Genomic DNA, 24,850 nt, shown 5'->3' on the forward strand with positions numbered 1-24,850 from the left:
CCCGCGAACCGCCAGTGGCAACACCCGAAGCAACGGATATGCCCGCGAACCGCCAGCGGCACCACCCGAAGCAACGGATATGCCCCCAAATCCCATTCCCCAAACCCAAACCCAAAAAAAGGCGCGATCCTCTCGAATCGCGCCTTTTTCATTTCAGCGGTCTATCAGCTAGCAAGCGCTTTCGACGCCAGCCAGAACAACCCGGCCGACAACGCCACGGTCGCTGGCAGGGTCAGCACCCACGCCAACAGAATGGTACGCACCGTTCCGCCTTGCAGGCCGCTCTTGTTAGCGACCATGGTGCCCGCCACGCCAGAGGACAGAACGTGAGTGGTCGAAACCGGCAGGCTGAAGATGTTGGCCATACCGATCAGGCTCGCCGTGGTGATCTGCGCAGACATGCCCTGAGAGTAGGTCATACCTTGCTTGCCGATCTTCTCGCCAATGGTCAGTACCACGCGTTTCCAGCCAACCATGGTGCCCAGGCCCAGGGCCAGGGCGACCGCCAGAATCACCCAGAACGGGGCGTATTCGGTGGTGGTGGTCAGGTCTTTGCGCAGTTTGTCCAGGTCAGCCTTTTCACGGGCTTCAAGCACTGGCAGCTTGCTGACCTTCTTCGCAGTGTCGTCCAGGCAGAGCAGGTAGCGACGCACTTCGACGCGGCTGTCCGAGGACAGCGAGTGGTAGTCCGCTACACCTTTGAGGGTGTGCAGCAGGGCGGCAATGGTCGGTTCGGTCTGCTGCGGGTTGCAGCGGAATTTCTCCGGCAGGTCGCCTTCCACGCTCTTGCCCAGGGCCAGGAACTCGCCGAGGGAGTCGGCGTTACGCTGGTAGAACTGGCTCAGGTGCAGGGTCGCATCGCGGGTGCGTTCGATCTGGTAGGTCGTGCTGTTCAGGTCGAGAACGAACTGCGCAGGGACGATACCGATCAGCACCAACATGATCAGGCCGATGCCTTTCTGGCCATCGTTGGAACCGTGCACGAAGCTCACGGCCATGGCCGAGATCACCAGGACCAGGCGGTTCCAGAACGGTGGGTGCTTCTTGTCGTCGATCTTGCGACGCTGTTCCGGCGTCTTGTGCATCTTCGACAGCGGGCGCCACCATTTCAGACCGATCAGCACCAGTGCCGCGATCAGGAAGCCGGCCATTGGCGAGAACACCAGCGAGGCGCCGATGTCGATCGCTTTCTGCCAGTTCACGCCGTCGGCCAACGGGATGTCGTTGATCAGGGCATTGGCCAGGCCGACACCGAGGATCGAACCGATCAGCGTGTGCGAGCTGGAGGCCGGGATACCGAAGTACCAGGTGCCAAGGTTCCACGCGATTGCCGCTGCGAGCAACGAGAACACCATCGCCAGGCCATGGCCGGTGTTCACATTGATCAGCAGTTCAACCGGCAGCAAATGGACAATGGCATACGCCACGCCAACGCCGCCCAGCAGCACGCCGAGGAAATTGAACACACCGGAGAAGAACACCGCCAGGTGAGGCGGCATGGCTTTGGTGTAGATAACAGTGGCTACCGCGTTAGCGGTGTCATGAAATCCATTGATGAACTCGAAGGCGAGGACAAACGTCAGGGCGAGCAAGAGGCTCACAAGCACCCAAGCATCCAGTCCGCTGAATAAATCGATCATGAAGGTTTTCTGACCCGGTCGTAAGGGGGCGCGATTATGCCAGAAAAGTCTCGAAATCGATGCCCTACCTGCTCATCGGTAACACTCTTCTTCGATTTAATTTGTTGCAGCACGTGAAAACCAAGCGGCGCACAGGGTTTTTCAAGTTATTGATTTTGCTGAAAAAATGATTTTCACAGGGGCGTTTTTGCAGGTGCGCAGAAGGCTCAAACGCTTGTCTGAAATATCTGTGAAACCTGTCTGAAGTGTCCCTTCAGCCCGTAAGGCGGGGGAGATAGCCGCTGCCCGCGGGTAGCGGGCGCGCAAGGCTTCGTCATCACACCGCGCTTGTAGCCGGTGCTGGCGCAAACCTTCGGAGACTCAAAAAACCGAGACTTATGGCTCTTCGGTTTTGAGTTCTTCTTCCATCTTTTTCAGTTCTTGCTGGAAAACCTGATCCTGAACGGTCGGCCGTTTCCGCCATGCCTTGCGTTCCGGTTCTGGTTGAGCGGCGTAGGTGGTGACTTCCCCGCCGTAAACTTCCTTGTAACGTTGTTCCTGGCGCTCAAGTTCCGCGCGCAGTTCGTCTTTCGTCACAGTGCTACCTGTTTGAGTTGAGTTAAATGTCTGGCGAAACGCACGGCAACAAATCGATTGATCGGGCCCGCCGAAGGTTCAACGCCCGAGCTGGCATTGATGGAATCGGCAGAACGATCAAGACTTCCATGTTGCAGGCGGCTACGTCACCAGATTAAAACTGACGCAGCATCAGTTTCCAGTAATCAGCGAGCGTGCTGGCGGTGCATGAGTATGAGCGTCAGGCGCTGGCCGGGCTGACCGCGATGGACATCGCGTCAGCGGATGGCGTCGTTATCAAAGAAAAAACGACAAGCCACTGAGTTGCATTATAGCGGTCGATTCGGGATTGACTATCTCTGCCAAGTTAAAAACGGTTCTGGATGTGTGATTGTTTTGTGACTCACAACTTTTAACAGAAGTTGCCGGCAGGGTGTTGCCTTGTTTGTCAGGTGATCAGTTTCTGGCGTCATTTAGTCGAACAACTAAGCCGAGAATCCATGATGCCGTGAAGTTCGAATCTCCGTAATCAGGGAGTTGATCAGCGCTGCTGGGTCATTGCGATAATCGGTCGACGGTTCGATAATCGCCCAATCTTGGCGTCTCCGCCCTTGTGCATCTCCCCGGGAGTCGCTTGTATAGCCATTGAATCGTGCCGGAACCAAGGACAAGAAATGAACGATCAAATGCGCAACTCCTTCACCTCGGTGGCGCCGCCGATTGTTGCCTCGCCGGCCAAACGCATTCAGGCACTGACCGGTGATCCGGACTTCATGACCTCGCTGGCCCGTGGCCTGGCAGTGGTGCAGGCCTTTCAGGAGCGCAAGCGGCACCTGACTATCGCGCAGATCAGCCACCGCACGGAAATTCCCCGCGCCGCCGTGCGCCGTTGCCTGCACACGTTGATCAAGCTCGGTTACGCCACCACTGACGGGCGCACTTACAGTTTGTTGCCAAAAGTGCTGACCCTCGGCCACGCCTATTTGTCCTCGACGCCGCTTGCCGTCTCTGCGCAGCCGTACCTCGACCGCATGAGCGAACAACTGCATGAAGCCTGCAACATGGCCACGCTCGAGGGTGACGACATTCTGTATATCGCCCGTTCGGCCACCACGCAGCGCCTGATTTCCGTGGATCTGTCGGTGGGCGGACGCTTGCCGGCCTATTGCACGTCGATGGGGCGCATACTGCTGGCGGCGCTGGATGACACGTCGCTGGGCGAATACCTCGACCACGCCGAACTTGTCGCCAAGACCAGTCGCACCCTCCACACGCCCGAGGCCTTGCTCGAATGCCTGCAAGAAGTGCGGCAGCAGGGCTGGTGCATTGTCGATCAGGAGCTGGAGCAGGGTCTGCGTTCAATCGCCGTGCCGGTCTACGACGCTTCCGGTCAGGTGGTTGCGGCGCTCAACGTCAGTACCCACGCCGGTCGCGTCAGTCGTACCGAGCTTGAGCAACGCTTCCTGCCGGGGCTGCTCAGCGCCAGCCGCGACCTCAGTGCGCAATTGTTTGCCTGATGAAGCTGTTCGATAAACGCACAGTGTTGCGTTTATCGAATTGACGCTAAAACCCTCGGATCATTAATGTCGCGGCAGCGTCATCCGGCGCTGATGTGAATGAGCCCGCCGGATTGTCGACTCCCATAATAATGACAAGAGGCAACTCACCATGCGCACGTTCCCTGACTGTCTCAGCCCCATCCCCTGTTGCCGGGTTTTCCGCAACGCCTGATCCACACCTTCTATTCTTGTGACCGTGCCGTGTTTCGGCCGGCCGCCGTTCGACTGCGTTTTTTGCGTGGAATAAAAATAATGAACCAGCCTCAGTCCGCTGTAGGTCAATGCCTCGACGTGCAGACCTTCATCAATGCTCAACCGATCTCGCGCTATCAGTGGCGCGTAGTGATCCTGTGTTTCCTGATTGTCTTTCTCGATGGCCTCGACACGGCTGCGATGGGGTTTATTGCCCCGGCACTGTCGCAGGACTGGGGCATCGACCGCGCCAGCCTCGGCCCGGTGATGAGTGCCGCGCTGATCGGCATGGTCTTCGGCGCGCTCGGCTCGGGGCCTTTGGCTGACCGCTTCGGGCGAAAAGTCGTACTCGTGGGCGCCGTCATTCTGTTCGGTGCGTTCAGTCTGGCGTCGGCCTACAGCACCAACGTCGAGCAATTGCTGGTACTGCGCTTTTTGACCGGCCTCGGTCTGGGCGCCGGCATGCCCAATGCCACCACACTGCTGTCGGAATACACCCCCGAACGCAAAAAATCGTTGCTGGTAACCAGCATGTTCTGCGGTTTCAACCTTGGCATGGCCGGTGGCGGGTTTATTTCCGCCAAGCTGATTCCGGCGTTCGGCTGGCACAGCCTATTGCTGATCGGCGGGATTCTGCCGCTGATCCTCGCTGTTGTGCTGCTGTTCTGGCTGCCGGAATCGGCGCGTTATCTGGTCGTGCGTAACCGTGGCACCGACAAAGTGCGCAAAACTCTCGCGCCGATCGATCCGGTCACTGTCGCCCAGGCTTCCAGCTTCAGCGTGCCGGAACAGAAAACCGTCAAGGCGCGCAACGTCTTCGCGGTGATCTTCTCGGGCACCTACAGCACCGGCACCTTGTTGTTGTGGCTGACCTATTTCATGGGCCTGGTGATTGTTTATCTGCTGACCAGCTGGTTGCCGACGCTGATGCGTGACAGCGGCGCGAGCATGGAACAAGCGGCATTCATTGGTGCGTTGTTCCAGTTCGGCGGTGTCTTGAGTGCGGTCGCTGTGGGATGGGCGATGGACCGCTTCAATCCGCATAAGGTCATCGGCACTTTCTACCTGCTGGCCGGGGTATTCGCCTACGCGGTCGGACAAAGTCTGGGCAACATCACCTTGCTGGCGACGCTGGTGCTGGTGGCGGGGATGTGTGTGAACGGTGCGCAATCGGCAATGCCGTCGCTGGCGGCGCGGTTTTACCCGACGCAAGGGCGGGCGACCGGGGTGTCGTGGATGCTCGGGATTGGCCGTTTCGGCGCGATTCTCGGGGCGTGGATGGGCGCGACGCTGTTGGGCCTGGGCTGGAATTTCGAGCAGGTGCTGACGGCGCTGGTGATTCCGGCGGCGCTGGCCACCACGGCGGTGGTGATCAAGGGCATGGTCAGCCATGCGGACGCGACTTGAGTTTGAGCGCATTGTTAGGGAAGTAACAATCTGTTCGATAAACGAACACTCAGTCGATTATCGGATTGTTTGGCACATTTCCCAGGCTTAATCTTCAGTGACTCCGGCGCAGAACCTCGCGCCTTTTTATCACTGGCGATTCATTACAAAAACGGGAGCCCGCTCCATGGCTGAGATCCTTTCGCTGCACGACGCAGTGAAGCAATTCGTCAACGACGGCGACACCGTCGCGCTCGAAGGCTTTACGCACCTGATCCCTACGGCAGCGGGTCATGAAATCATTCGTCAGGGCAAGAAAGATCTGACGCTGGTGCGGATGACGCCTGACCTGATCTACGACCAACTGATCGGTGCCGGTTGTGCACGCAAGCTGATCTTCTCCTGGGGCGGCAACCCTGGCGTGGGTTCGCTGCACCGTCTGCGCGACGCGGTCGAGAAACAATGGCCACACGCGCTGGAAATCGAAGAACACAGCCACGCCGACCTGGCCAATGCCTACGTCGCCGGCGCTTCCGGACTGCCATTCGCCGTGCTGCGGGCCTACGCCGGTTCCGACTTGCCGAAGGTCAACCCGCTGATCAAATCCGTGACGTGCCCGTTCACCGGTGAAGTGCTGGCGGCGGTGCCGTCGGTGCGCCCGGACGTGACCGTGATCCACGCCCAGAAAGCCGACCGCAAGGGCAACGTGCTGCTGTGGGGCATTCTCGGTGTGCAGAAAGAAGCCGCTCTGGCCGCCAAGCGCTGCATCGTCACCGTTGAAGAAATTGTCGATGACCTCAAGGCACCGATGAACGCTTGCGTGTTACCGACCTGGGCCTTGAGCGCGGTTTGCCATGTGCCGGGCGGCGCACATCCGTCCTACGCCCACGGGTACACCGAGCGTGACAACCGTTTCTATCAGGCGTGGGATCCGATCGCCCGTGACCGTGAGACGTTTACCGCGTGGATCAATGAATACATCCATGGCTGCGCTGACTTCAGCGAGTTCCAGGCCAAATTGGCCGCTGCTTCGGAGGCCAAGTAATGACGTACACCACCAATGAAATGATGACCGTCGCCGCGGCCCGTCGCCTGAAGAACGGTTCGGTGTGCTTCGTCGGCATCGGCCTGCCGTCGAAAGCCGCCAACCTCGCACGCCTGACCTCGTCGCCGGACGTGGTGTTGATCTACGAATCCGGCCCGATTGGCGCCAAACCGAGCGTGCTGCCGCTGTCCATCGGTGACGGCGAACTGGCGGAAACCGCTGACACTGTCGTCCCGACCGGTGAGATTTTTCGCTACTGGCTGCAGGGCGGGCGCATCGACGTCGGTTTTCTCGGCGCAGCGCAGGTCGACCGCTTCGGCAACATCAACACCACCGTGGTCGGCGATTACTTCTCGCCGAAAGTGCGTCTGCCGGGTGCCGGTGGCGCGCCGGAAATTGCCGGTTCGGCGAAAAGCGTGTTGATCATCCTTAAACAGTCGGCGCGTTCGTTTGTCGACAAACTCGATTTCATTACTTCGGTCGGTCATGGCGAAGGCGGCGATTCGCGCAAGCGTCTGGGCCTGCCGGGTGCCGGCCCGGTCGGGATCATCACCGACCTGTGCATCATGGAGCCGGAAGAGGGCACTCATGAATTCGTGGTCACCGCACTGCACCCGGGTGTGACCCGTGAGCAAGTGGTCGCCGCCACCGGTTGGGCGATCCGTTTTGCCGACAGCGTTGAACAAACTGCTGAGCCGACCGAAGTCGAGCTGACTGCGCTGCGCGATCTCGAAGCGCGCACCGCTGCGGCCCATGGTCAGGCACCGGGAGAAGCATGATGCGTGACGTTTATATCTGCGACGCGATCCGTACGCCTATCGGTCGTTTCGGCGGCGGTCTGGCGGCTGTTCGCGCTGACGACCTGGCCGCGGTGCCGATCAAGGCATTGATGGAACGCAATCCGTCCGTGGACTGGAATGCCATCGACGAAGTGTTCCTCGGCTGCGCCAACCAGGCTGGCGAAGACAACCGCAACGTTGCGCGCATGGCGCTGTTGCTGGCCGGTCTGCCGGACAGCGTGCCCGGCGTCACCCTCAATCGTCTCTGCGCGTCGGGGATGGACGCCATCGGCACGGCGTTCCGCGCCATCGCCAGCGGCGAAATGGAGCTGGCGATTGCCGGCGGCGTCGAGTCGATGTCCCGCGCTCCGTTCGTGATGGGCAAGGCTGACGCGGCGTTTTCGCGCAACATGAAACTGGAAGACACCACTATCGGCTGGCGTTTCATCAACCCGTTGATGAAAGCGCAGTACGGCGTCGACGCGATGCCGCAGACCGCCGACAACGTCGCTGATGATTACGAAGTGTCGCGCGAGGATCAGGACGCTTTCGCCCTGCGCAGCCAGCAACGTACTGCTGCCGCGCAAGCCGCCGGCTACTTCGCCGAGGAAATCGTTGAAGTACGGATCGCCCACAAGAAGGGTGAAACCGTGGTCAGCGAGGACGAACATCCACGTGCCGATACGACGATTGAAGCACTGAGCAAACTGAAACCGGTCAACGGCGCGGATAAAACCGTCACCGCCGGCAATGCCTCTGGCGTCAACGATGGCGCCGCTGCACTGATTCTCGCCTCCGCCGAAGCGGTGAAAAAACATGGCCTGACCGCCCGCGCCAAAGTGCTCGGCATGGCCAGCGCCGGCGTCGCGCCACGGGTGATGGGCATTGGCCCGGTGCCGGCGGTGCGCAAACTGACCGAGCGCCTCGGCGTGGCGGTCAGCGATTTCGACGTGATCGAACTCAACGAAGCGTTCGCCAGCCAGGGTTTGGCGGTGCTGCGTGAACTGGGGCTGGCCGATGACGCCGCGCAGGTCAATCCAAACGGCGGCGCAATTGCCTTGGGTCACCCGTTGGGCATGAGCGGCGCGCGCCTGGTGCTGACGGCCCTGCATCAGCTGGAAAAGACTGGCGGCAAGAAAGGTCTGGCGACCATGTGCGTCGGTGTGGGGCAGGGTCTGGCCCTGGCCATCGAACGCGTCTGACGCACAGCTGCACGAATAAGAACTGAGGAAAGCGAAATGACTGACAAGCCTGGTTACCGTCGCCCGCAGGCAGGCACCCAGCCTGACTATTTGCACCCGACGTATCAATCCACCAATCTGCGCTCGCCATCGAAGCCGTTGGTGTTTCTGCCGCATTCGCTGTCGGAAATCACCGGGCCGACCATCGGCGCCGAACGTGTGGCCGAAAAGGACAACGATCTGACCGCGCAACATGACGGCGAACCGCAGGGTGAGCGCATCATCATTCACGGCCGCGTGCTCGATGAGAACGGTCTGCCGGTGCCGGGGATTCTGGTGGAAATCTGGCAGGCCAACGCTGCCGGCCGCTACAACCACAAGCGCGACCTGCATGACGCGCCGCTGGACCCGAACTTCACCGGCACCGGCCGCACCGTCACCGACGCCGATGGCTGGTACCAGTTCCAGACCATCAAGCCCGGCGCCTACCCGTGGGGCAACCACCACAACGCCTGGCGCCCGGCGCACATTCACTTTTCGCTGTTCGGGCCGAGCATCCTTACGCGTCTGGTCACGCAAATGTACTTCCCGGGCGATCCGCTGCTGGCCTATGACCCGATCTACAACTGCGTGCCGGACACTTCGGCCAAGGAACGCCTGATCGCCGCTTTCGATCTGGAAAAAACCATTCCGTCCTACGCCCTCGCTTATCGCTGGGACATCGTGCTGCGCGGCCGTGAAGCCACGCCGATGGAGAAATAAGATGACCCTGACTGCGACCACGTCCCACACTGTCGGGCCGTATTACCACATCGGCCTGACCTGGCTGAACCGCGAAAACCTCACTGTCGGGCAAACCCTCGGCGAGCGCGTGGCGATCACCGGGCAAGTAGTGGATGGCAACGGCGACGTCGTCAACGACGCCATGCTGGAAGTCTGGCAGGCCAACGCCGCCGGCAAGTACGACCACCCGGAAGATGAGCAGGACAAACCGCTGGACCCGCACTTCGAAGGTTTCGGGCGGGTGCCGGTGGATGCCGAGGGGCGATTCCGCTTCACCACGATCAAACCGGGCACGGTCGAGGGTCTGAAGGGCTCGACCCAGGCGCCGCATCTGGTGGTGCTGGTGTTTGCGCGCGGGCTGGTGAAGCACTTGCTGACGCGGATTTATTTTGAAGGTGAGCCGGCCAACGTCGATGATCCGTTGCTGGAATGCGTACCGGCTGAACGCCGCAGTACGTTGCTGGCGAAAAAGGATGCGGCGGGTGTTTATCAGTGGGATGTGATTTTGCAGGGCACTGAGGCGGAGACGGTGTTCTTCGATTATTGATTCAGCAAAAAAACTGGATCAGTAAATACTTTGTGGCGAGGGGATTTATCCCCGTTCGAGTGCGAAGCGCTCGCCAATCAGATACACGCGGTTTACCTGAAATAACGCGCTGAATGGTTTTGGGGCCGCTTCGCCGCCCAACGGGGATAAATCCCCTCGCCACAAAGGCTGGTCAAGACTTGGGTGATGATCCAGTGTGGAACGGGACTGTTGCAAAGTATGTCTAGACTCTCACTGTCCCTATCGAGTGAAAAACAATGACAACGACCACCTCCCATTACACCGGCGAAGAGCGCAGCAAGCGCATCTTTGCGATTGTCGGCGCTTCGTCCGGCAACCTCGTCGAATGGTTCGACTTCTACGTCTACGCCTTCTGCGCGATCTATTTCGCCCCGGCGTTTTTCCCCTCCGACAACCCGACGGTGCAGTTGGTCAATACGGCGGGCGTGTTCGCTGCCGGCTTTTTGATGCGTCCCATCGGCGGCTGGATTTTCGGCCGGGTGGCGGACAAGCACGGGCGCAAGAATTCGATGCTCATCTCGATTCTGATGATGTGCTTTGGCTCACTGCTCATCGCCTGCCTGCCGACCTACGCGAGCATTGGCGTGTGGGCACCAGTCCTGCTGTTGTTCGCACGCTTGCTGCAAGGCCTGTCGGTGGGTGGCGAGTACGGCACCACCGCAACCTACATGAGCGAAGTCGCGCTCAAGGGCCAGCGCGGATTTTTCGCCTCTTTCCAGTACGTGACCCTCATCGGCGGGCAATTGCTGGCGGTGTCGCTGGTGGTGATTCTTCAGCAGTTCCTCACTGAAGAAGATCTTCGCGCCTACGGCTGGCGGATTCCGTTTGTGGTCGGCGCGATTGCGGCGCTGATTTCGTTGTTCCTGCGTCGTTCGCTGAAAGAAACCACCAACAAGGAAACCCGCGAGCACAAAGACGCCGGTAGCATCAGCGCACTGTTCCGCGATCACAAAGCCGCGTTCATCACCGTGCTTGGCTACACCGCCGGTGGTTCGCTGATTTTCTACACCTTCACCACGTACATGCAGAAGTACCTGGTGAACACCGCCGGCATGCACGCCAAAACCGCCAGCTACATCATGACGGGCGCGCTCTTCCTTTATATGTGCATGCAACCGCTGTTCGGCATGCTCGCCGACAAGATCGGCCGACGTAACTCCATGCTCTGGTTCGGCGCGCTCGGCACGCTGTTCACCGTACCGATTCTGTTGAGCCTGAAAAGTGTCAGCAGCCCGTTTCTGGCCTTTGTGCTGATCACCGTGGCGCTGGCCATTGTCAGTTTCTACACCTCGATCAGTGGACTGGTGAAGGCCGAAATGTTCCCGCCGGAAGTCCGCGCGCTCGGCGTTGGTCTGGCCTACGCGGTGGCGAATGCGATCTTCGGCGGTTCGGCGGAATTCGTTGCGCTGAGCCTGAAAAACATCGGCATGGAAAACTCCTTCTACTGGTACGTGACGGCGATGATGGCTATCGCGTTCCTGTTCAGTCTGCGTTTGCCGAAACAGGCGGCGTACTTGCACCACGATCTCTAACCTGATGCGCGCGGGCCGTGATGGCCCGCGCCGGCAAGGACTGTTTATGACTCAGCGACCGGGCAATCAATTGTTCGATGCCTACTTTACTGCCCGTGATATGCGCGACGTGTTCTGCGATCAGGGCCGCGTGCAGGCGATGCTCGACTTCGAAGCGGGTCTGGCCCGCGCCGAGGCGCGGGTCGGGCTGATTCCAGCCTCCGCCGTTGCACCGATTGAGGCGGCCTGTAACGCCGGCCTGTATGACTTCGCCGCGCTGGGCGAAGCGATTGCCACGGCGGGCAATTCGGCGATTCCGCTGGTCAAGGCGTTGGGCAAGCAGATTGCCGTCAGCGATGCCGAGGCCGAGCGTTACGTGCACTTGGGCGCGACCAGTCAGGACGTGATGGATTCCGGGCTGGTGCTGCAAGTGCGTCAGGCGCTGGCGTTGATCGAAAGCGATCTGGCAGATCTGGCCGACTCCCTCGCCACCCAGGCGCAACGCTATGCCGCGACACCATTGGCCGGGCGCACCTGGCTGCAACACGCGACGCCGGTGACCCTCGGCATGAAGATCGCCGGATGGCTTGGCGCTGTCACGCGCAGCCGTCAGCGTCTGCGTGAACTCAAGCCGCGTCTGCTGGTGCTGCAATTCGGCGGAGCCTCCGGCACCCTCGCGGCACTGGGCGAGCAGGCGTTACCGATTGCCGAAGCGCTGGCCGAAGAACTGCAACTGACCTTGCCCGAGCAACCGTGGCACACCCAGCGTGACCGCGTGGTGGAGTTTGGCGCGGTGCTGGCTTTGATCGCTGGCAGCCTCGGCAAATTCGGCCGCGACATCAGCCTGTTGATGCAGACCGAAGCGGCGGAAGTGTTCGAGCCGTCGGTGCCGGGCAAGGGCGGCTCTTCGACCATGCCGCACAAACGCAACCCGGTCGGTGCGGCGGTGTTGATCGGCGCGGCGACTCGAGTGCCCGGGCTGGTGTCGACGCTGTTCAGTGCGATGCCGCAGGAACATGAACGCAGCTTGGGTCTGTGGCATGCCGAATGGGAAACCCTGCCGGAGATTTGCTGCCTCGTTTCCGGTTCGCTGCAACAGGCTCGGTTGTTGGCGGACGGCCTCGAAGTCGATGCCACACGCATGGCGCGCAACCTCGAATTGACCCAAGGCCTGGTGCTGGCCGAAGCAGTGAGCATCGTCCTCGCGCAGCGGGTCGGCCGCGACACCGCGCATCATCTGCTCGAACAATGCTGCAAACGTGCGGTGGCCGAGCAGCGCCACTTGCGTGCCGTCCTCGGCGACGAGCCAGCGGTCACCGCCGAGTTAAGCAGCGCTGAACTGGATCATCTGTTGAACCCCGCCCACTACCTCGGTCAGGCGCACGTCTGGGTCGAGCGTGCGGTGGCCGAACACAACGCATTGTCTGTCTGAAGGAGAGGGCTGTGGCTTTCGTTCAACTCGCCGATGGCGAACTGCATTACAAGATTGAAGGCCCGGTCGATGCGCCGGTGCTGGTGCTGTCCAACTCGCTGGGCACTGATCTGCACATGTGGGACGCGCAGATGCCGGCGTTCACCGAGAACTTTCGTGTGTTGCGTTTCGATACCCGTGGTCACGGTCAGTCGCTGGTCACTCCGGGGCCTTACAGCATCGAGCAACTGGGGCGCGACGTGCTCGGGCTGCTGGATGCGTTGCACATCGAGCGTGCACATTTCTGCGGCCTGTCGATGGGCGGCCTGATCGGCCAGTGGCTGGGGATCAATGCCGGGCAGCGTTTGCACAAACTGATCGTCTGCAATACGGCAGCGAAGATCGGCGATCCGTCGGTGTGGAATCCGCGCATCGAAACGGTACTGCGTGACGGCGAAGCGGCGATGGTGGCGCTGCGCGATGCGTCGATTGCCCGCTGGTTTACACCGGACTTCTCGGCGGCTCATCCGGCAGCGGCCAAGCAGATCACCGACATGCTTGCGGCGACGTCGCCTGAGGGCTACGCGGCCAATTGTGCGGCGGTGCGCGATGCCGATTTCCGTGAGCAACTGACGGCGATCAACGTGCCGCTGCTGGTGATTGCCGGCACTGAAGATGCGGTGACGCCGCCGTCCGGTGGGCATTTCATTCAAGAGCACGTGCGCGGCGCCGAGTATGCCGAGTTCTATGCGGCGCATCTTTCCAACGTGCAGGCCGGTGCGGATTTCAGCAATCGGGTGCTGGCGTTTCTGAACGCTTGATAAGGGGATTTTTGTGGACGAGAAACAACGTTACGACGACGGCATGCAGGTGCGCCGCGCGGTGTTGGGCGATGCGCATGTCGATCGCAGCCTGACCACGCTGACCGAGTTCAACTCGGAATTCCAGGAGATGATTACCCGCCACGCCTGGGGCGATATCTGGACCCGCCCGGGGTTGCCTCGGCATACGCGCAGCCTGATCACCATTGCGATGCTGATCGGCATGAACCGCGAAGGCGAGCTGAAACTGCACCTGCGCGCGGCCGCCAATAACGGCGTGAGCCGTGGCGAGATCAAGGAAGTGATCATGCAGAGCGCGATTTACTGCGGGATACCGGCGGCGAATGCGACGTTTCATCTGGCGGAATCGGTGTGGGATGAACTGGGTGTTGAATCCCGGGAATAGTGGTTGTCCGGACTGATGCCTTCGCGAGCACGCCCGCTCCCACAGGGGTACGCATTCCAACTGTAGGAGTGAGCCTGCTCGCGAAAGCGGTAGGGGCCACGACAAATCAAACCTTGGCGACAATGAATATCCGCTTGAACGCAAACAACGTATGCCCGTCCCCCTCCTGCGGATAATGCTTATGCACCCGCATCAGATAGTGATAGATAAACCGCGCCTGCTCCTCTGAGTTCAGCGCCTGCATCACCGGTCGCAACGCCGAGACCTTTACCCAGTCATACACCGGCGATTTGCCGTCCACCACCTGCAACTGCTCGGTCTCCCAGATATCCAGCGACGTGGTCACCGGTGCGAGCAAACGGTAGTAATCCTCCAGCCCCAATAATGGCCGCGCCGCCATGCGCTGACGCAGCTCGGGCGTGCCCAGCGGTTGGCCGTTGGGGCCGCCATTGTCGAGGGTTTCGAGCATCAACCGATACCACAGCGCATCGCGCCAATCGGGCATGTGCGCGGCGAAACAGCCGCCGTTCCTGAGCTGTTTGAGCAGGCGTGGCAACAGCGTTTGATGATCGTTGATGAAATGCAGAACGGCGGCGGCAAGCAGCAGATCTGCCGGCTGTTTGGGGCGCCAGTCGAGCAGATCGCATTGCGTCCATGACGCTTTGATCGGCAGACATCGTGCTTGCGCCAGCATCTGTGCCGAACTGTCGATGCCCAGCAACTTCGCTTGCGGCCAACGCTTGGCCAATTGCTGCGTGGCAATGCCGGTGCCGCAACCGAGGTCAACAATACGCTTGGGATTTTGCAGATCGACACGTTCGAGCAATTCATCGACCGGTCGTTGCCTGAGGCTGGAAAACTGCTGGTACGCCTTGGCGTCCCAATCGGTGCAGGCTTTGCCTGCGGTTTTGAATCTGACGCTCATGAGGTGATCCTCTCTGGCGAATTACAGTTGTCTTCCGATGACGTTGAGGGTCTTCAGGACAACCGCCACACCTTTGCGCGTATCCGAATCGTTCAACAGTTTGAGCAAGGTCAAGAGACTCGGCGGTTCAGGCATCGCCGCCACTTCAGATTTGGCCAGACGTAAAGAGTTACTCGCTGTCCAAGTGGCTGCCGTGGCGTTTTCGAACAACAACGCCAGTTTTTCCACCATCGCCGCATCCAGCAGGTCGGCGATATCCGATACCAGCGACAGCACATCGACGAGGTTTTCCACGCGTCCGCCGGCTATCAGGGGCTGCATTTTGGCCATCAGCGCGGTGAGCCCAGGTGTGGCAGTGTTTTCTTCAGGCATATTCATCAGCAATCACTCCTCCCTGTGCAGGGTCAAAGCATTCCGCGGGCGACAGCCCAGTACAGCCCGCGATTGAAGCCGTTTCTGAGCAGACCGCCGAGTCGGGTCGGTGGCGTCGGCAGCACATCGTGGGCGTAGTCGTACCAAAGGGGCATGCCGGCATTGAGGCCCATTTGTGCGACCGCCTGTACTCGACCGTCGTACACACTGCAAGGTGCGCTCAGACGAATCTCGGCCGCGATGTTGTTGGCAATCACCGGTGCCTGGTTATGGCAGGCGCCGCCAGCCTTGCTCACTGGCAGATCCACGGTGTCGCCGATGACGTAGACATTCTCCAGGCCATAGACCTGCAGCGTCTCGTGATTGGTCGGCAGCCAGCCCTCGTCGTTGGGCGCCTGTGAGACGCGGGATTGCAGCACCGCGTCCACTGCCCGGATGGGCGGCGTAGCCATCAGGATGTCGAAAGGCTGAGCATCACCTTCTGCGGAGTAAGCGATTTTTGCCTCGGGATCGACCCGACTCAGCGTGAAACCGCGCTGGTAATGAATGTTCTTCTGTTCAAAGACTCTCGGCAGAATGTCCCCGGTCGGGCGCTGCAAGAACAGGCAGTTACGCAGTAACTGAGCAACGGTGGGATAGGTGTAAATGATCTCGACGTGTTCGCGCACACCCCGGCGGCGCAGGAAATCATCGAGCATCAACGTTGTTTCCACGGGGGCAATACCGCATTGATGCGGGACGTTGGGCGTCTGCGGAAAGGACACGGTAATGAAGATCCGGCCTTTCTTGATAGTGCTCAGGCGTTGCGCCAATTGACGGGCCGGCTGGTATTGATAGAAGTGGTCGCCAGCCTCCTTCAAGCCATCGATGCGTTCCGGTGCAGGCACGCAACCCGTGGCGATGACCAGAAAGTCATAACCCATGCGTTTTCCGCTGCGGGTTTTCAGGTGTTGGCCAGAAAAGTCGAAATCAGTGACCTCTTCGACTTCAAAGGTGATTTCCGGACGCAACAGTGAGCGCTCCGGGCGTTTGAGTTCTTCTTCGAAAAACTGATTGAACGCCACGTACATGAACGCAGGTTTGTAGTAGTGATGGGGGGAATTGGACAGCAGTGTGATCGAGACTTCGCCGCGCAGGATTTCCGGATACAACTTGCTGACCAACTGATTGGCCAGCATGGTTCTGCCTACACCGCCACCGACGATAACTATTCGCTTGCTCATACCTGACCTCCCGGGTCATGGCAGCTTCGCGTACAGCATCCGGAGATAACGGAAGTAAAAAAGGGCTCCTACATCAGAAATGGAGAATGTAAACGCAAAGTTGAATGTATCTGCGGCAGCGTAAATCGCCAGTGTCAGGTGACCAACGGTTCTGGCCAGCCCCTTCTCTGGAAGTGGCTGGCCTATGTCACTAGAGCAAGCTGATCGGATAGCTGACGATCAAGCGGTTCTCGTCAAATTCGTTGTTGCTGAAGTCCCGGCGCATGGTCGAGTTGCGCCATCTGACGTTGAGATCCTTGAGCGCGCCGCTCTGCACGGTGTAGCCCAGTTCCGATTCGCGGCCCCATTCCTTGCCATCGGTGACGGTGCCGGTGTGCACGTTGTCGCCGCTGATGTAGCGGTTCATCAGGGTCAGGCCGGGAACGCCGAGGACGGCGAAGTTGTAATCGTGGCGCAGCTGCCAGGAGCGTTCTTGCGCGTTGTCGTAACTGGCGTTGTAGCTGTCGTTGGCGAGGGTACCGCCGCTGGTGCCGTTCACCCGCATCCACGCGCTGTCGCCGGTGAGTTTTTGCAGTCCGACGTAGAAGGTGTTGCCGCCGTAACGGGCCGAGAACAGGCCCGACCAGGTCTTGTTGTCCAGATCGCCGGCGCGGGCGCTGCCGTCGTCCTTGCCGTAGAAGAAGCCGAGGTTGGCGCCTAGTGTCCAGTCACCGAATGGCTGGCTGTGGATCAGGTTGACGTACTGCTGGCTGTAGATGTCCTTGAGTTCGGCGTTCCACACACCGATCTGCGTGCGTTTCTCGTTGAACACATATTCGCCGCCCTGAAAGTTGAAACGGTCGGAGGTGAACGCTGCTTTGCCGGTCATCGACATGTCGCTCATGCTGCTGTCGTCGCGCGGGCTGTTGGCGCGGAACTGGCCGCCGTAGAGGGTCAGGCCGTCGATTTCCTTTGAGGTGATCTGGCCGCCACGAAAGGTTTGCGGCAGTGAGCGCCCGTCATCCGAGCGCAGGATCGGCAGCACCGGCATCCACTCGCCGACCTTCACTTCGGTCTGCGACAGCTTCGCTTTGAACGCGACGTTGGTGCGGCCGAAGTTGTCCGCCGGGCGGCCGTCATGATCCAGCGGCAACAGTTGCGTGCCGCCGGTGCCTTTACCGCCGTCGAGCTTCACCGAGTACAGGCCCAGCACGTCCATGCCGAAACCGACGGTGCCTTGGGTGAAACCGGATTTGGCGTCGAGAATGAAGTTCTGCGTCCACTCTTCGGCCTTGCCCTGAGCCTTGGTCGGGTTGGTGAAATTACGGTTGATGTAGAAGTTGCGCAGGTTCAGGTTGACCTTGGCCCCTTCGATGAAACCGGCTTCTTCGGCCGCAGCGGGCAGCGCCGCGCCGGCCAGGGCCAGAGCCATCAGGCCGGGGAGTGCGTAGGGCGCAGGGGTGATAGTCATGGCTGGGGTCTCTCTTGTTTTTTTAAGGCAAACGGATGCGCTGCCGCCGGTATCGGGGCGCAGACAGGAAATGTGTTCATAGATGAAACGGCGGCAATCAGCCGGACGGGGCAGGGCGCGGGAGCATGGTGTCGAACCTGTTGTTATTGGTTTTGTGGTTCGAATGGTGCGGGGCGCGAGTGGCGCGGTTCAATCGGTGAAAGCGGGTTTCGGGCGATTATCGAACGCAAGATGAGCGGACAACAAAAAGCCCACCAATCGGTGGGCTTTTTGTGTTCAGCCGATGATCAGAACAACTTCATCTTCGGCGCTTCTTCTTTCAGCGGTTCGTACTGAGCGGTCTGCGCATTCCAGCCGCCACCCAGTGCCTTGTACAGGTTGACCGCACTGGTCAACTGCGCGAGGCGGTCGGTGATCAGCGCTTGTTGCGCGCTGAACAGCTGACGCTGGGCATCGAGGAAAGTCAGGTTGCTGTCGACGCCGATGCGATAACGACGTTCGGCCAGACGGTAGTAATCCTGGTTGGCCTGAACGAAATCACGTTGTGCTTGCAGCTGCTCGGTGTAAGTCTGGCGCGCGGCGAGGCCGTCGGCGACTTCCTGGAAGGCCGTTTGAATGGACTTCTCGTAGTTCGCCACGCCAATGTCCTTCTGGATCTTGGCGGCGTCGAGGCTGGCGCGCAGGCTGCCGGCGTTGAAGATCGGCAGGTTGATCTGCGGCTGGAACAGCCACGTGCCCGAACCCCCCTTGAACAGACCGGACAGATCCGGGCTCAGGCTGCCCGCGTTGGCGGTCAGGCTGATGCTCGGGAAAAACGCTGCACGGGCGGCGCCGATGTTGGCGTTGGCCGCTTTCAGGTTGTACTCGGCCTGCAGGATGTCCGGACGACGTTGCAGCAGGTCCGAAGGCAGACCGGCCGGCACGTCGCTGAGCAGGTCATCCGACAGCGGTTTGGCCGCTTGCAGGTTGGCCGGGATGCCGGTGCCGAGCAGCAGCGTCAGGCTGTTTTCGTCCTGTGCGACCTGGCGGGTGTAACGCGCCAGTTGTGCACGGGCGTTTTCCACGGACGTGCGCGACTGCGCCAGATCCAGCGCCGACGCTACGCCGACTTCGTTGCTGCGGCTGGTCAGTTTGTAGCTTTCTTCGAAGGCACCGAGGGTGTCTTGCGTCAGCTTGAGCAGTTCCTTGTCCGCCTGCCAGGTCAGGTAGGCGTTGGCGACGCTGGCGACCAGACTGATCTGGGTGCTGCGACGCGCTTCTTCGGTGGCGAAGTATTGTTGCAGCGCTTGTTCGCTCAGGCTGCGAACGCGACCGAACAGGTCGAGTTCATAGGCACTGATGCCGACGGTCGCGGAGTAGGAGCTGGTGATGGTCGAATCACCGGTCTGCGACGCCCGGGCCGGGACGCGCTGACGGCTGCCGCTGGCATTGGCCGAAACGGCCGGGAACAGGTCGGCACGCTGGATGCGGTATTGAGCCGCGTAGGCGTCGATGTTCAGCGCCGCTACACGCAGGTCGCGGTTGTTTTCCAGCGACACCTGGATCAGCTGTTGCAGGGCCGGATCATGGAAAAACTGCTTCCAGCCCTGCTCGGCAGCGGCTTGCGCCGGTGCCTGGGCCGGCGAATACGCCGGCCCCTGCGGGAACTGGCCTGCGACCGGAGCCTCAGGCTGCTGATAGTCAGGTATCAGCGAGCAACCGCTCAGCACGAAGGCGGCGACTGCGATGGAGAGTAGCGACTTGCTCATTGGCCAGCCTCTTTAGGAGTTTCTTTGGTGTCATCGGAGTCGGCGTTTTTACGCTGGCCCATGGACGACACAGTGACGAAGAACAGTGGGACCCAGAAGATCGCCAGGATCGTGGCCGTGAGCATACCGCCAATCACGCCGGTACCGATCGCGTGCTGACTGCCTGAACCGGCGCCGGTGGAGATCGCCAACGGTACTACACCGAGGACAAAGGCCAGCGAGGTCATGATGATCGGTCGCAGACGCATGCGGCAGGCTTCAATCGCCGCATCGCGCAGGCTGCGCCCTTGCTCATGCAGTTCCTTGGCGAATTCCACGATCAGAATGGCGTTTTTAGCCGCCAGACCGATGGTCGTCAACAGACCTACCTGGAAGTACACGTCGTTGGACAGACCGCGCAGGCTGGTGGCCATCAGCGCACCGATGATCCCCAGCGGCACCACGAGCATGACCGCGATCGGAATCGACCAACTTTCATACAGCGCCGCCAGACACAGGAACACCATCAGCAGCGACAGGGCATACAGCGCCGGTGCCTGCGAACCGGACAGACGCTCCTCATAGGACAAACCGGTCCAGGAAATACCGACACCGGCCGGCAGTTTCTTGGCAATCGCTTCGACTTCAGCCATCGCTTCACCGGTGGAATAACCCGGCGCCGGCGAACCGAGCACCTCCATCGCTTCCACGCCGTTGTAACGGGCCAGTTTCGGCGAACCGTAAATCCACTCGCCCTTGGCGAACGCGGAGAACGGCACCATGGTTCCGGCGCTGTTGCGCACGTACCACTTCTTCAGGTCTTCAGGGCTCATGCGCGCACCGGCCTGACCCTGTACGTACACCTTCTTCACCCGACCGCGGTCGATGAAGTCGTTGACGTAGCTACTACCGAAGGAGATCGACAGCGTGCTGTTGATGTCGGAAATGCTCACGCCGAGGGCGCGCGCTTTTTCGTCATCGATTTCCAGGTGGTACTGCGGTTCGTCGTTCAGGCCGTTCGGACGCACCTGGTAGAGCACCTTGCTCTGCGCGGCCATGCCGAGGAACTGGTTGCGTGCTTCCATCAGTTTTTCGTGACCGATACCGGCGCGGTCCTGCAGGAACACGTCGAAACCGGTGGCGTTACCCAGTTCCAGTACCGCTGGCGGGGCGAAAGCAAACACCATCGCGTCGCGGAAGCTGAAGAAGTGTTGCTGGGCACGTTGCGCCAGAGAAAACACACTGTTGCTGGCATCACGCTCGTCCCACGGCTTGAGCATGATGAACGCCAGACCGGAGCTCTGCCCACGACCGGCGAAGTTGAAGCCGTTCACGGTAAACACCGAAGCCACCGCGCCGGACTCTTTCTCCAGCAGGTAGGAACGCATCTCGTCGATCACCACTTGCGTGCGTTCGGCACTGGAACCCGCCGGGGTCTGTACCTGGGCGAACAGAACGCCCTGGTCTTCTTCCGGCAGGAACGCGGTCGGAATGCGGGTGAACAGCCAGATCATGCCGACCACGATCAACACGTAGGCCAACAGGTAAGGTGCCTTGCGCTGCAGGATGTTGCCGACACCGCGCTCGTAGCTGCGAACGCCACGGTCGAAGTTGCGGTTGAACCAGCCGAAGAAACCTTTCTTCGGTGCGCCGTGCTCGCCTTTCGGAATGGCCTTGAGCATGGTGGCGCACAGCGCCGGGGTGAAGATCAGCGCAACCAGTACCGAGAGGGCCATGGCCGAAACGATGGTGATCGAGAACTGACGGTAAATCACACCGGTGGAGCCGCTGAAGAACGCCATCGGCAAGAGTACGGCCGACAGTACCAGGGCAATACCGACCAGGGCGCCCTGGATCTGGCCCATGGATTTTTTGGTCGCTTCCTTCGGTGACAGGCCTTCCTCGGCCATCACCCGCTCGACGTTTTCCACCACGACGATGGCGTCGTCCACCAGCAAACCGATGGCCAGCACCATACCGAACATGGTCAGGGTGTTGATGCTGAAACCGGCTGCCGCGAGGATGCCGAATGTACCGAGCAATACCACCGGCACGGTCATCGTGGTGATGACGGTGGCGCGGAAGTTCTGCAGGAACAGGAACATCACCAGGAACACCAGCACGATCGCTTCGACCAGGGTTTCAACCACACCCTTGATCGACTCGGTCACCACCGGGGTGGTGTCGTACGGGAACACCACTTCCATGCCTTGCGGGAAGAATGGCTTGAGGTCGTCAATGGTCTTGCGCAGCGCTTTGGCCGTGTCGAGGGCGTTGGCACCGTTGGCCAGTTTCACTGCCAGACCGGAAGCCGGTTTGCCATTGAATTGCGCCGCGATGCTGGAGTTTTCACCGCCCAGACCGACGTCGGCAACGTCACCGATGCGCACTTGCGAGCCGTCCGGATTGACCTTCAGCAGAATGGCCTTGAACTGCTCGGCAGTCTGCAGACGCGTCTTGCCGATGATCGTGGCGTTCAGTTGCTGGCCTGGCAGCGCCGGCAGACCGCCGAGCTGACCGGACGAGACCTGAACGTTCTGCGACGAAATCGCCGCGCTGACATCAGACGGGGTCAGGTTGTACTTGTTCAACTTGGCCGGATCGAGCCAGATGCGCATTGCGTACTGGGCACCGAAGACCTGGAAGTCACCGACGCCGGCAGTCCGCGAAATCGGATCCTGCATGTTCGACACGATGTAGTTGGACAGGTCGTCCTTGGTCATGCTGCCGTCACGCGATACCACACCGATCACCAACAGGAAGTTTTTCACTGCCTTGGTCACACGGATACCTTGTTGCTGCACTTCCTGCGGCAACAGCGGGGTGGCCAGGTTCAGCTTGTTCTGAACCTGAACCTGCGCGGTGTCGGAGTTGGTGCCTTGCTCGAAGGTCGCGGTGATGGTCATGCTGCCGTCGGAGTTACTTTCCGAAGACACATAACGCAGGTTGTCGATACCGTTGAGCTGTTGCTCGATTACCTGAACCACGGTGTCCTGCACGGTTTGCGCCGAAGCGCCCGGGTAGGTCACGGAGATCGCAATGGCCGGTGGCGCAATGCTCGGGTACTGGTTGATCGGCAACTTGAGGATCGAAAGTGCCCCGACCAGCATGATCACCAGGGCAATTACCCAGGCGAAAATCGGACGGTCGATGAAGAATTTTGACATGAGTTACTCCCCTTTGCCGCCAGCGGCTTTGTCAGCTGCCTGAGCGGGGGCCGGGTTCTTTTTGCCTACGTTGGTTGCCTCGGTCGGATTGACCTGAACACCCGGACGTACGTATTGCAGTCCTTCGGTGATCAGGCGATCGCCGGCCTTCAGACCGTCTTCGATCAACCACTGGCTGCCGACGGTGCGGCTGGCCTTGAGCTGACGCAGTTCGACCTTGTTGTCCGCGCCGACGACCAGCGCAGTCGGGGTGCCTTTGAGGTCGCGGGTCACGCCTTGTTGCGGGGCCAGAATGGCCGCTGCGTTGACACCCGATTGCAGCTGGGCGCGCACGAACATGCCCGGCAGCAAGGTGTGATCCGGGTTCGGGAACACCGCACGCAGGGTCACGGAGCCGGTAGTCGGGTCAACCGACACTTCGGAGAATTCCAGCTTACCGTCGAGCTTGTACTGGCTGCCGTCTTCCAGGGTCAGTTTGACCGCTGCAGCATTGTCGCCGGACTTTTGCAGGCGACCGCTTTCCAGTTCGCGGCGCAGCTCCAGCAGTTCGACCGAAGACTGCGTCACGTCGACGTAGATCGGATCCAGTTGCTGAATCGTGGCCATCGCGTCGGTCTGGCCGTTGCTGACCAGTGCACCTTCAGTCACCGAAGAGCGGCCGATACGCCCGGAGATCGGCGCGTAAACCTTGGTGTAGCGCACGTTGATCTGCGCGCTCTGCAGCGAGGCTTCCGATTGCAGACGGTTGGACACGGCGGTGTCGTATTCCTGACGGCTGACGGCCTGCTCGTCGACCAGTTGCTTGTAGCGGTCGGAGATCGACTTGGTCGAACGCAGGTTGGCTTCGGCGCTTTTCAGGGTCGCTTCATAGACCGACGGATCGATCTGATACAGCTGCTGACCCGCCTTGACGTCGCCGCCTTCCTTGAACAGACGTTTGAGAATGATGCCGTTGACCTGCGGTCGAACTTCAGCAATGCGGTACGCGCTAGTGCGGCCCGGCAGTTCGGAGGTCAGGGTAAAGGCTTGTGGTTGCAGGGTGACGACGCCGACCTGAGGGGGCGGAGCGGCAGGGGCCGCTTCTTCCTTTTTACATCCGCTGAGCAGCGATGCCAGGGCGACGGCAGTGACCAGAGCGGTAACAGCTGGCTTGAATTGCATGAAGATCCTCGGGTCAGGCGCGCAAACTGCGCACAAGAAGTGTGGAAAGGTAAAAAAAGGTTACCGGGTGGATAAGTAGCTTGCTAAGGAATATACTTACGTTCATGGTTGTTTGTAAACACCTTGGCGTCGTACCCACCCTGTTACAAAAATCGTCGCAAGGTTCGAAATTGTAGGCCGGGGAGCCGATCCGCGAGAGATCACCCCCTCTTTATTCAGCGGATATTCAGCCATCCCTGAAACATCCTGTTTGAGGTTTTACTGCCATGGTCCGTCGCACCAAAGAGGAAGCTCAAGAAACCCGCAGCCAGATCCTGGAAGCGGCAGAGAAAGCCTTTTATGAAAGGGGTGTCGCTCGTACGACACTGGCGGATATCGCGACAATGGCCGGCGTTACGCGGGGTGCGATCTACTGGCATTTCAGCAACAAGGCCGATCTGGTGCAGGCCATGCTCGACTCCCTGCAGGAGCCGCTGGATGAGCTGGCCAAGGCCAGCGAGAGCGAGGACGAACTCGACCCGTTGGGCTGCATGCGCAAATTGCTGATTCATTTGTTTCATCAAGTTGCGCTGGACCCGAAAACCCGGCGTATCAACGAAATTTTGTTTCATAAGTGCGAATTCACCGATGAAATGTGCGATCTGCGCCAGCAGCGCCGGACGGCCAGTCTCGATTGCAATCTGCGCATCGGACTGACCCTGCGTAATGCGGTGAATCGCGGCCAGTTGCCGGAAGATCTCGACACTGCCCGCGCGGCCATCAGCATTCACGCTTACATCGATGGCCTTCTGTATGGATGGCTTCTGGCGCCGGACAGCTTTGAACTGCATGCCGAGGCCGAGCGTTGGGTCGATACAGGGTTGGATATGCTGCGCCTGAGCCCGAGCCTGCGCAAATGAAACAAAATGCGTAATTGACACAGCTTATGTCAATTGGCCTGCTTCCATAAACGTTTGCGGCGCAGAGTTTATACGTAGCGAGCTATGCA

Annotated in this window: 21 protein-coding genes; 12 read left to right on the plus strand and 9 right to left on the minus strand. The window is 60.1% G+C overall.

Features of this window, described 5'->3' with window-relative positions; translation table 11 throughout:
• Positions 1 to 164 precede the first annotated feature (164 nt).
• Both F2P67_RS14005 and F2P67_RS14010 read right to left on the minus strand, forming a co-directional pair.
• Positions 165 to 1,640 carry an inorganic phosphate transporter gene (locus F2P67_RS14005; protein WP_166221041.1) on the minus strand — a complete coding sequence of 492 codons (1,476 nt, stop codon included), beginning with the start codon at positions 1,638 to 1,640 and terminating at the stop codon, positions 165 to 167.
• A 375-nt stretch (positions 1,641 to 2,015) separates the two neighbouring features.
• The gene (locus F2P67_RS14010) at positions 2,016 to 2,216 is read right to left on the minus strand and encodes a hypothetical protein (RefSeq protein ID WP_003222398.1); all 201 of its coding nucleotides are present in this window, start codon (positions 2,214 to 2,216) and stop codon (positions 2,016 to 2,018) included.
• Positions 2,217 to 2,869: 653 nt separating this feature from the next.
• Between F2P67_RS14010 and pcaR the strand changes: the two genes are divergently transcribed.
• From pcaR to pcaC, 11 genes are all read left to right on the plus strand, one after another.
• Positions 2,870 to 3,712, plus strand: coding sequence for a pca regulon transcriptional regulator PcaR (gene pcaR, locus F2P67_RS14015; RefSeq protein WP_123465317.1), 843 nt, complete (start codon positions 2,870 to 2,872; stop codon positions 3,710 to 3,712).
• 294 nt (positions 3,713 to 4,006) lie between these two features.
• On the plus strand, positions 4,007 to 5,353 hold the full coding sequence (gene pcaK / locus F2P67_RS14020; RefSeq protein WP_166221042.1) for a 4-hydroxybenzoate transporter PcaK: 1,347 nt from the start codon (positions 4,007 to 4,009) through the stop codon (positions 5,351 to 5,353).
• 166 nt (positions 5,354 to 5,519) lie between these two features.
• Positions 5,520 to 6,377, plus strand: a complete 858-nt coding sequence (locus tag F2P67_RS14025) for a CoA transferase subunit A (protein ID WP_166221043.1) — start codon at positions 5,520 to 5,522, stop codon at positions 6,375 to 6,377.
• Positions 6,377 to 7,156 carry a CoA-transferase subunit beta gene (locus tag F2P67_RS14030; RefSeq protein WP_166221044.1) on the plus strand — a complete coding sequence of 260 codons (780 nt, stop codon included), beginning with the start codon at positions 6,377 to 6,379 and terminating at the stop codon, positions 7,154 to 7,156. Before F2P67_RS14025 ends, F2P67_RS14030 begins: the two co-directional genes overlap by 1 nt.
• A complete protein-coding gene (pcaF, locus tag F2P67_RS14035) occupies positions 7,153 to 8,358 on the plus strand; it encodes a 3-oxoadipyl-CoA thiolase (protein WP_178120930.1) in 1,206 nt (401 codons plus the stop codon). Before F2P67_RS14030 ends, pcaF begins: the two co-directional genes overlap by 4 nt.
• A 36-nt stretch (positions 8,359 to 8,394) precedes the next feature.
• On the plus strand, positions 8,395 to 9,099 hold the full coding sequence (pcaH, locus tag F2P67_RS14040) for a protocatechuate 3,4-dioxygenase subunit beta (RefSeq protein WP_166221046.1): 705 nt from the start codon (positions 8,395 to 8,397) through the stop codon (positions 9,097 to 9,099).
• A 1-nt stretch (position 9,100) separates the two neighbouring features.
• Entirely contained in the window at positions 9,101 to 9,667 is a 567-nt protein-coding gene (pcaG, locus tag F2P67_RS14045) for a protocatechuate 3,4-dioxygenase subunit alpha (RefSeq protein ID WP_166221047.1), read from the plus strand.
• Positions 9,668 to 9,924: 257 nt separating this feature from the next.
• Entirely contained in the window at positions 9,925 to 11,220 is a 1,296-nt protein-coding gene (locus F2P67_RS14050; protein WP_166221048.1) for an MFS family transporter, read from the plus strand.
• Positions 11,221 to 11,266: 46 nt separating this feature from the next.
• On the plus strand, positions 11,267 to 12,631 hold the full coding sequence (locus F2P67_RS14055) for a 3-carboxy-cis,cis-muconate cycloisomerase (protein ID WP_166221049.1): 1,365 nt from the start codon (positions 11,267 to 11,269) through the stop codon (positions 12,629 to 12,631).
• 11 nt (positions 12,632 to 12,642) lie between these two features.
• Complete coding sequence (pcaD, locus tag F2P67_RS14060; RefSeq protein ID WP_166221050.1) at positions 12,643 to 13,431, plus strand: 3-oxoadipate enol-lactonase; 789 nt, start codon at positions 12,643 to 12,645, stop codon at positions 13,429 to 13,431.
• 13 nt (positions 13,432 to 13,444) lie between these two features.
• Positions 13,445 to 13,837: a 4-carboxymuconolactone decarboxylase gene (pcaC, locus tag F2P67_RS14065; RefSeq protein ID WP_025110738.1), complete on the plus strand. Its 393-nt coding sequence runs from the start codon at positions 13,445 to 13,447 to the stop codon at positions 13,835 to 13,837.
• Between the two features lie 106 nt (positions 13,838 to 13,943).
• Here the strand turns inward: pcaC and F2P67_RS14070 are convergent, their stop codons facing one another.
• From F2P67_RS14070 to emhA, 7 genes are all read right to left on the minus strand, one after another.
• Positions 13,944 to 14,762 carry a methyltransferase domain-containing protein gene (locus F2P67_RS14070; RefSeq protein WP_166221051.1) on the minus strand — a complete coding sequence of 273 codons (819 nt, stop codon included), beginning with the start codon at positions 14,760 to 14,762 and terminating at the stop codon, positions 13,944 to 13,946.
• 21 nt (positions 14,763 to 14,783) lie between these two features.
• Entirely contained in the window at positions 14,784 to 15,140 is a 357-nt protein-coding gene (locus tag F2P67_RS14075) for a DUF1641 domain-containing protein (RefSeq protein WP_166221052.1), read from the minus strand.
• A gap of 26 nt (positions 15,141 to 15,166) precedes the next feature.
• Positions 15,167 to 16,357, minus strand: a complete 1,191-nt coding sequence (locus F2P67_RS14080) for an NAD(P)/FAD-dependent oxidoreductase (protein WP_166221053.1) — start codon at positions 16,355 to 16,357, stop codon at positions 15,167 to 15,169.
• A gap of 190 nt (positions 16,358 to 16,547) precedes the next feature.
• Entirely contained in the window at positions 16,548 to 17,807 is a 1,260-nt protein-coding gene (locus F2P67_RS14085; protein ID WP_166221054.1) for an OprD family porin, read from the minus strand.
• A gap of 287 nt (positions 17,808 to 18,094) precedes the next feature.
• Positions 18,095 to 19,555 carry an efflux RND transporter outer membrane subunit EmhC gene (gene emhC / locus F2P67_RS14090; RefSeq protein ID WP_166221055.1) on the minus strand — a complete coding sequence of 487 codons (1,461 nt, stop codon included), beginning with the start codon at positions 19,553 to 19,555 and terminating at the stop codon, positions 18,095 to 18,097.
• Positions 19,552 to 22,701, minus strand: a complete 3,150-nt coding sequence (emhB, locus tag F2P67_RS14095; RefSeq protein WP_166221056.1) for an efflux RND transporter permease subunit EmhB — start codon at positions 22,699 to 22,701, stop codon at positions 19,552 to 19,554. Before emhB ends, emhC begins: the two co-directional genes overlap by 4 nt.
• Before the next feature lie 3 nt (positions 22,702 to 22,704).
• Positions 22,705 to 23,862 (minus strand): efflux RND transporter periplasmic adaptor subunit EmhA, encoded by a 1,158-nt coding sequence (gene emhA / locus F2P67_RS14100; RefSeq protein ID WP_166221057.1) that lies wholly within the window; start codon positions 23,860 to 23,862, stop codon positions 22,705 to 22,707.
• Positions 23,863 to 24,128: 266 nt separating this feature from the next.
• Here emhA and emhR point away from each other — a divergent pair, with 266 nt between their 5' ends.
• Positions 24,129 to 24,761 carry an efflux system transcriptional repressor EmhR gene (emhR, locus tag F2P67_RS14105; RefSeq protein WP_166221058.1) on the plus strand — a complete coding sequence of 211 codons (633 nt, stop codon included), beginning with the start codon at positions 24,129 to 24,131 and terminating at the stop codon, positions 24,759 to 24,761.
• The last annotated feature ends 89 nt before the right edge of the window (positions 24,762 to 24,850 follow it).

Origin of the sequence: Pseudomonas atagonensis (genome assembly GCF_011369485.1) — a bacterium.
Taxonomy (GTDB): domain Bacteria; phylum Pseudomonadota; class Gammaproteobacteria; order Pseudomonadales; family Pseudomonadaceae; genus Aquipseudomonas; species Aquipseudomonas atagonensis.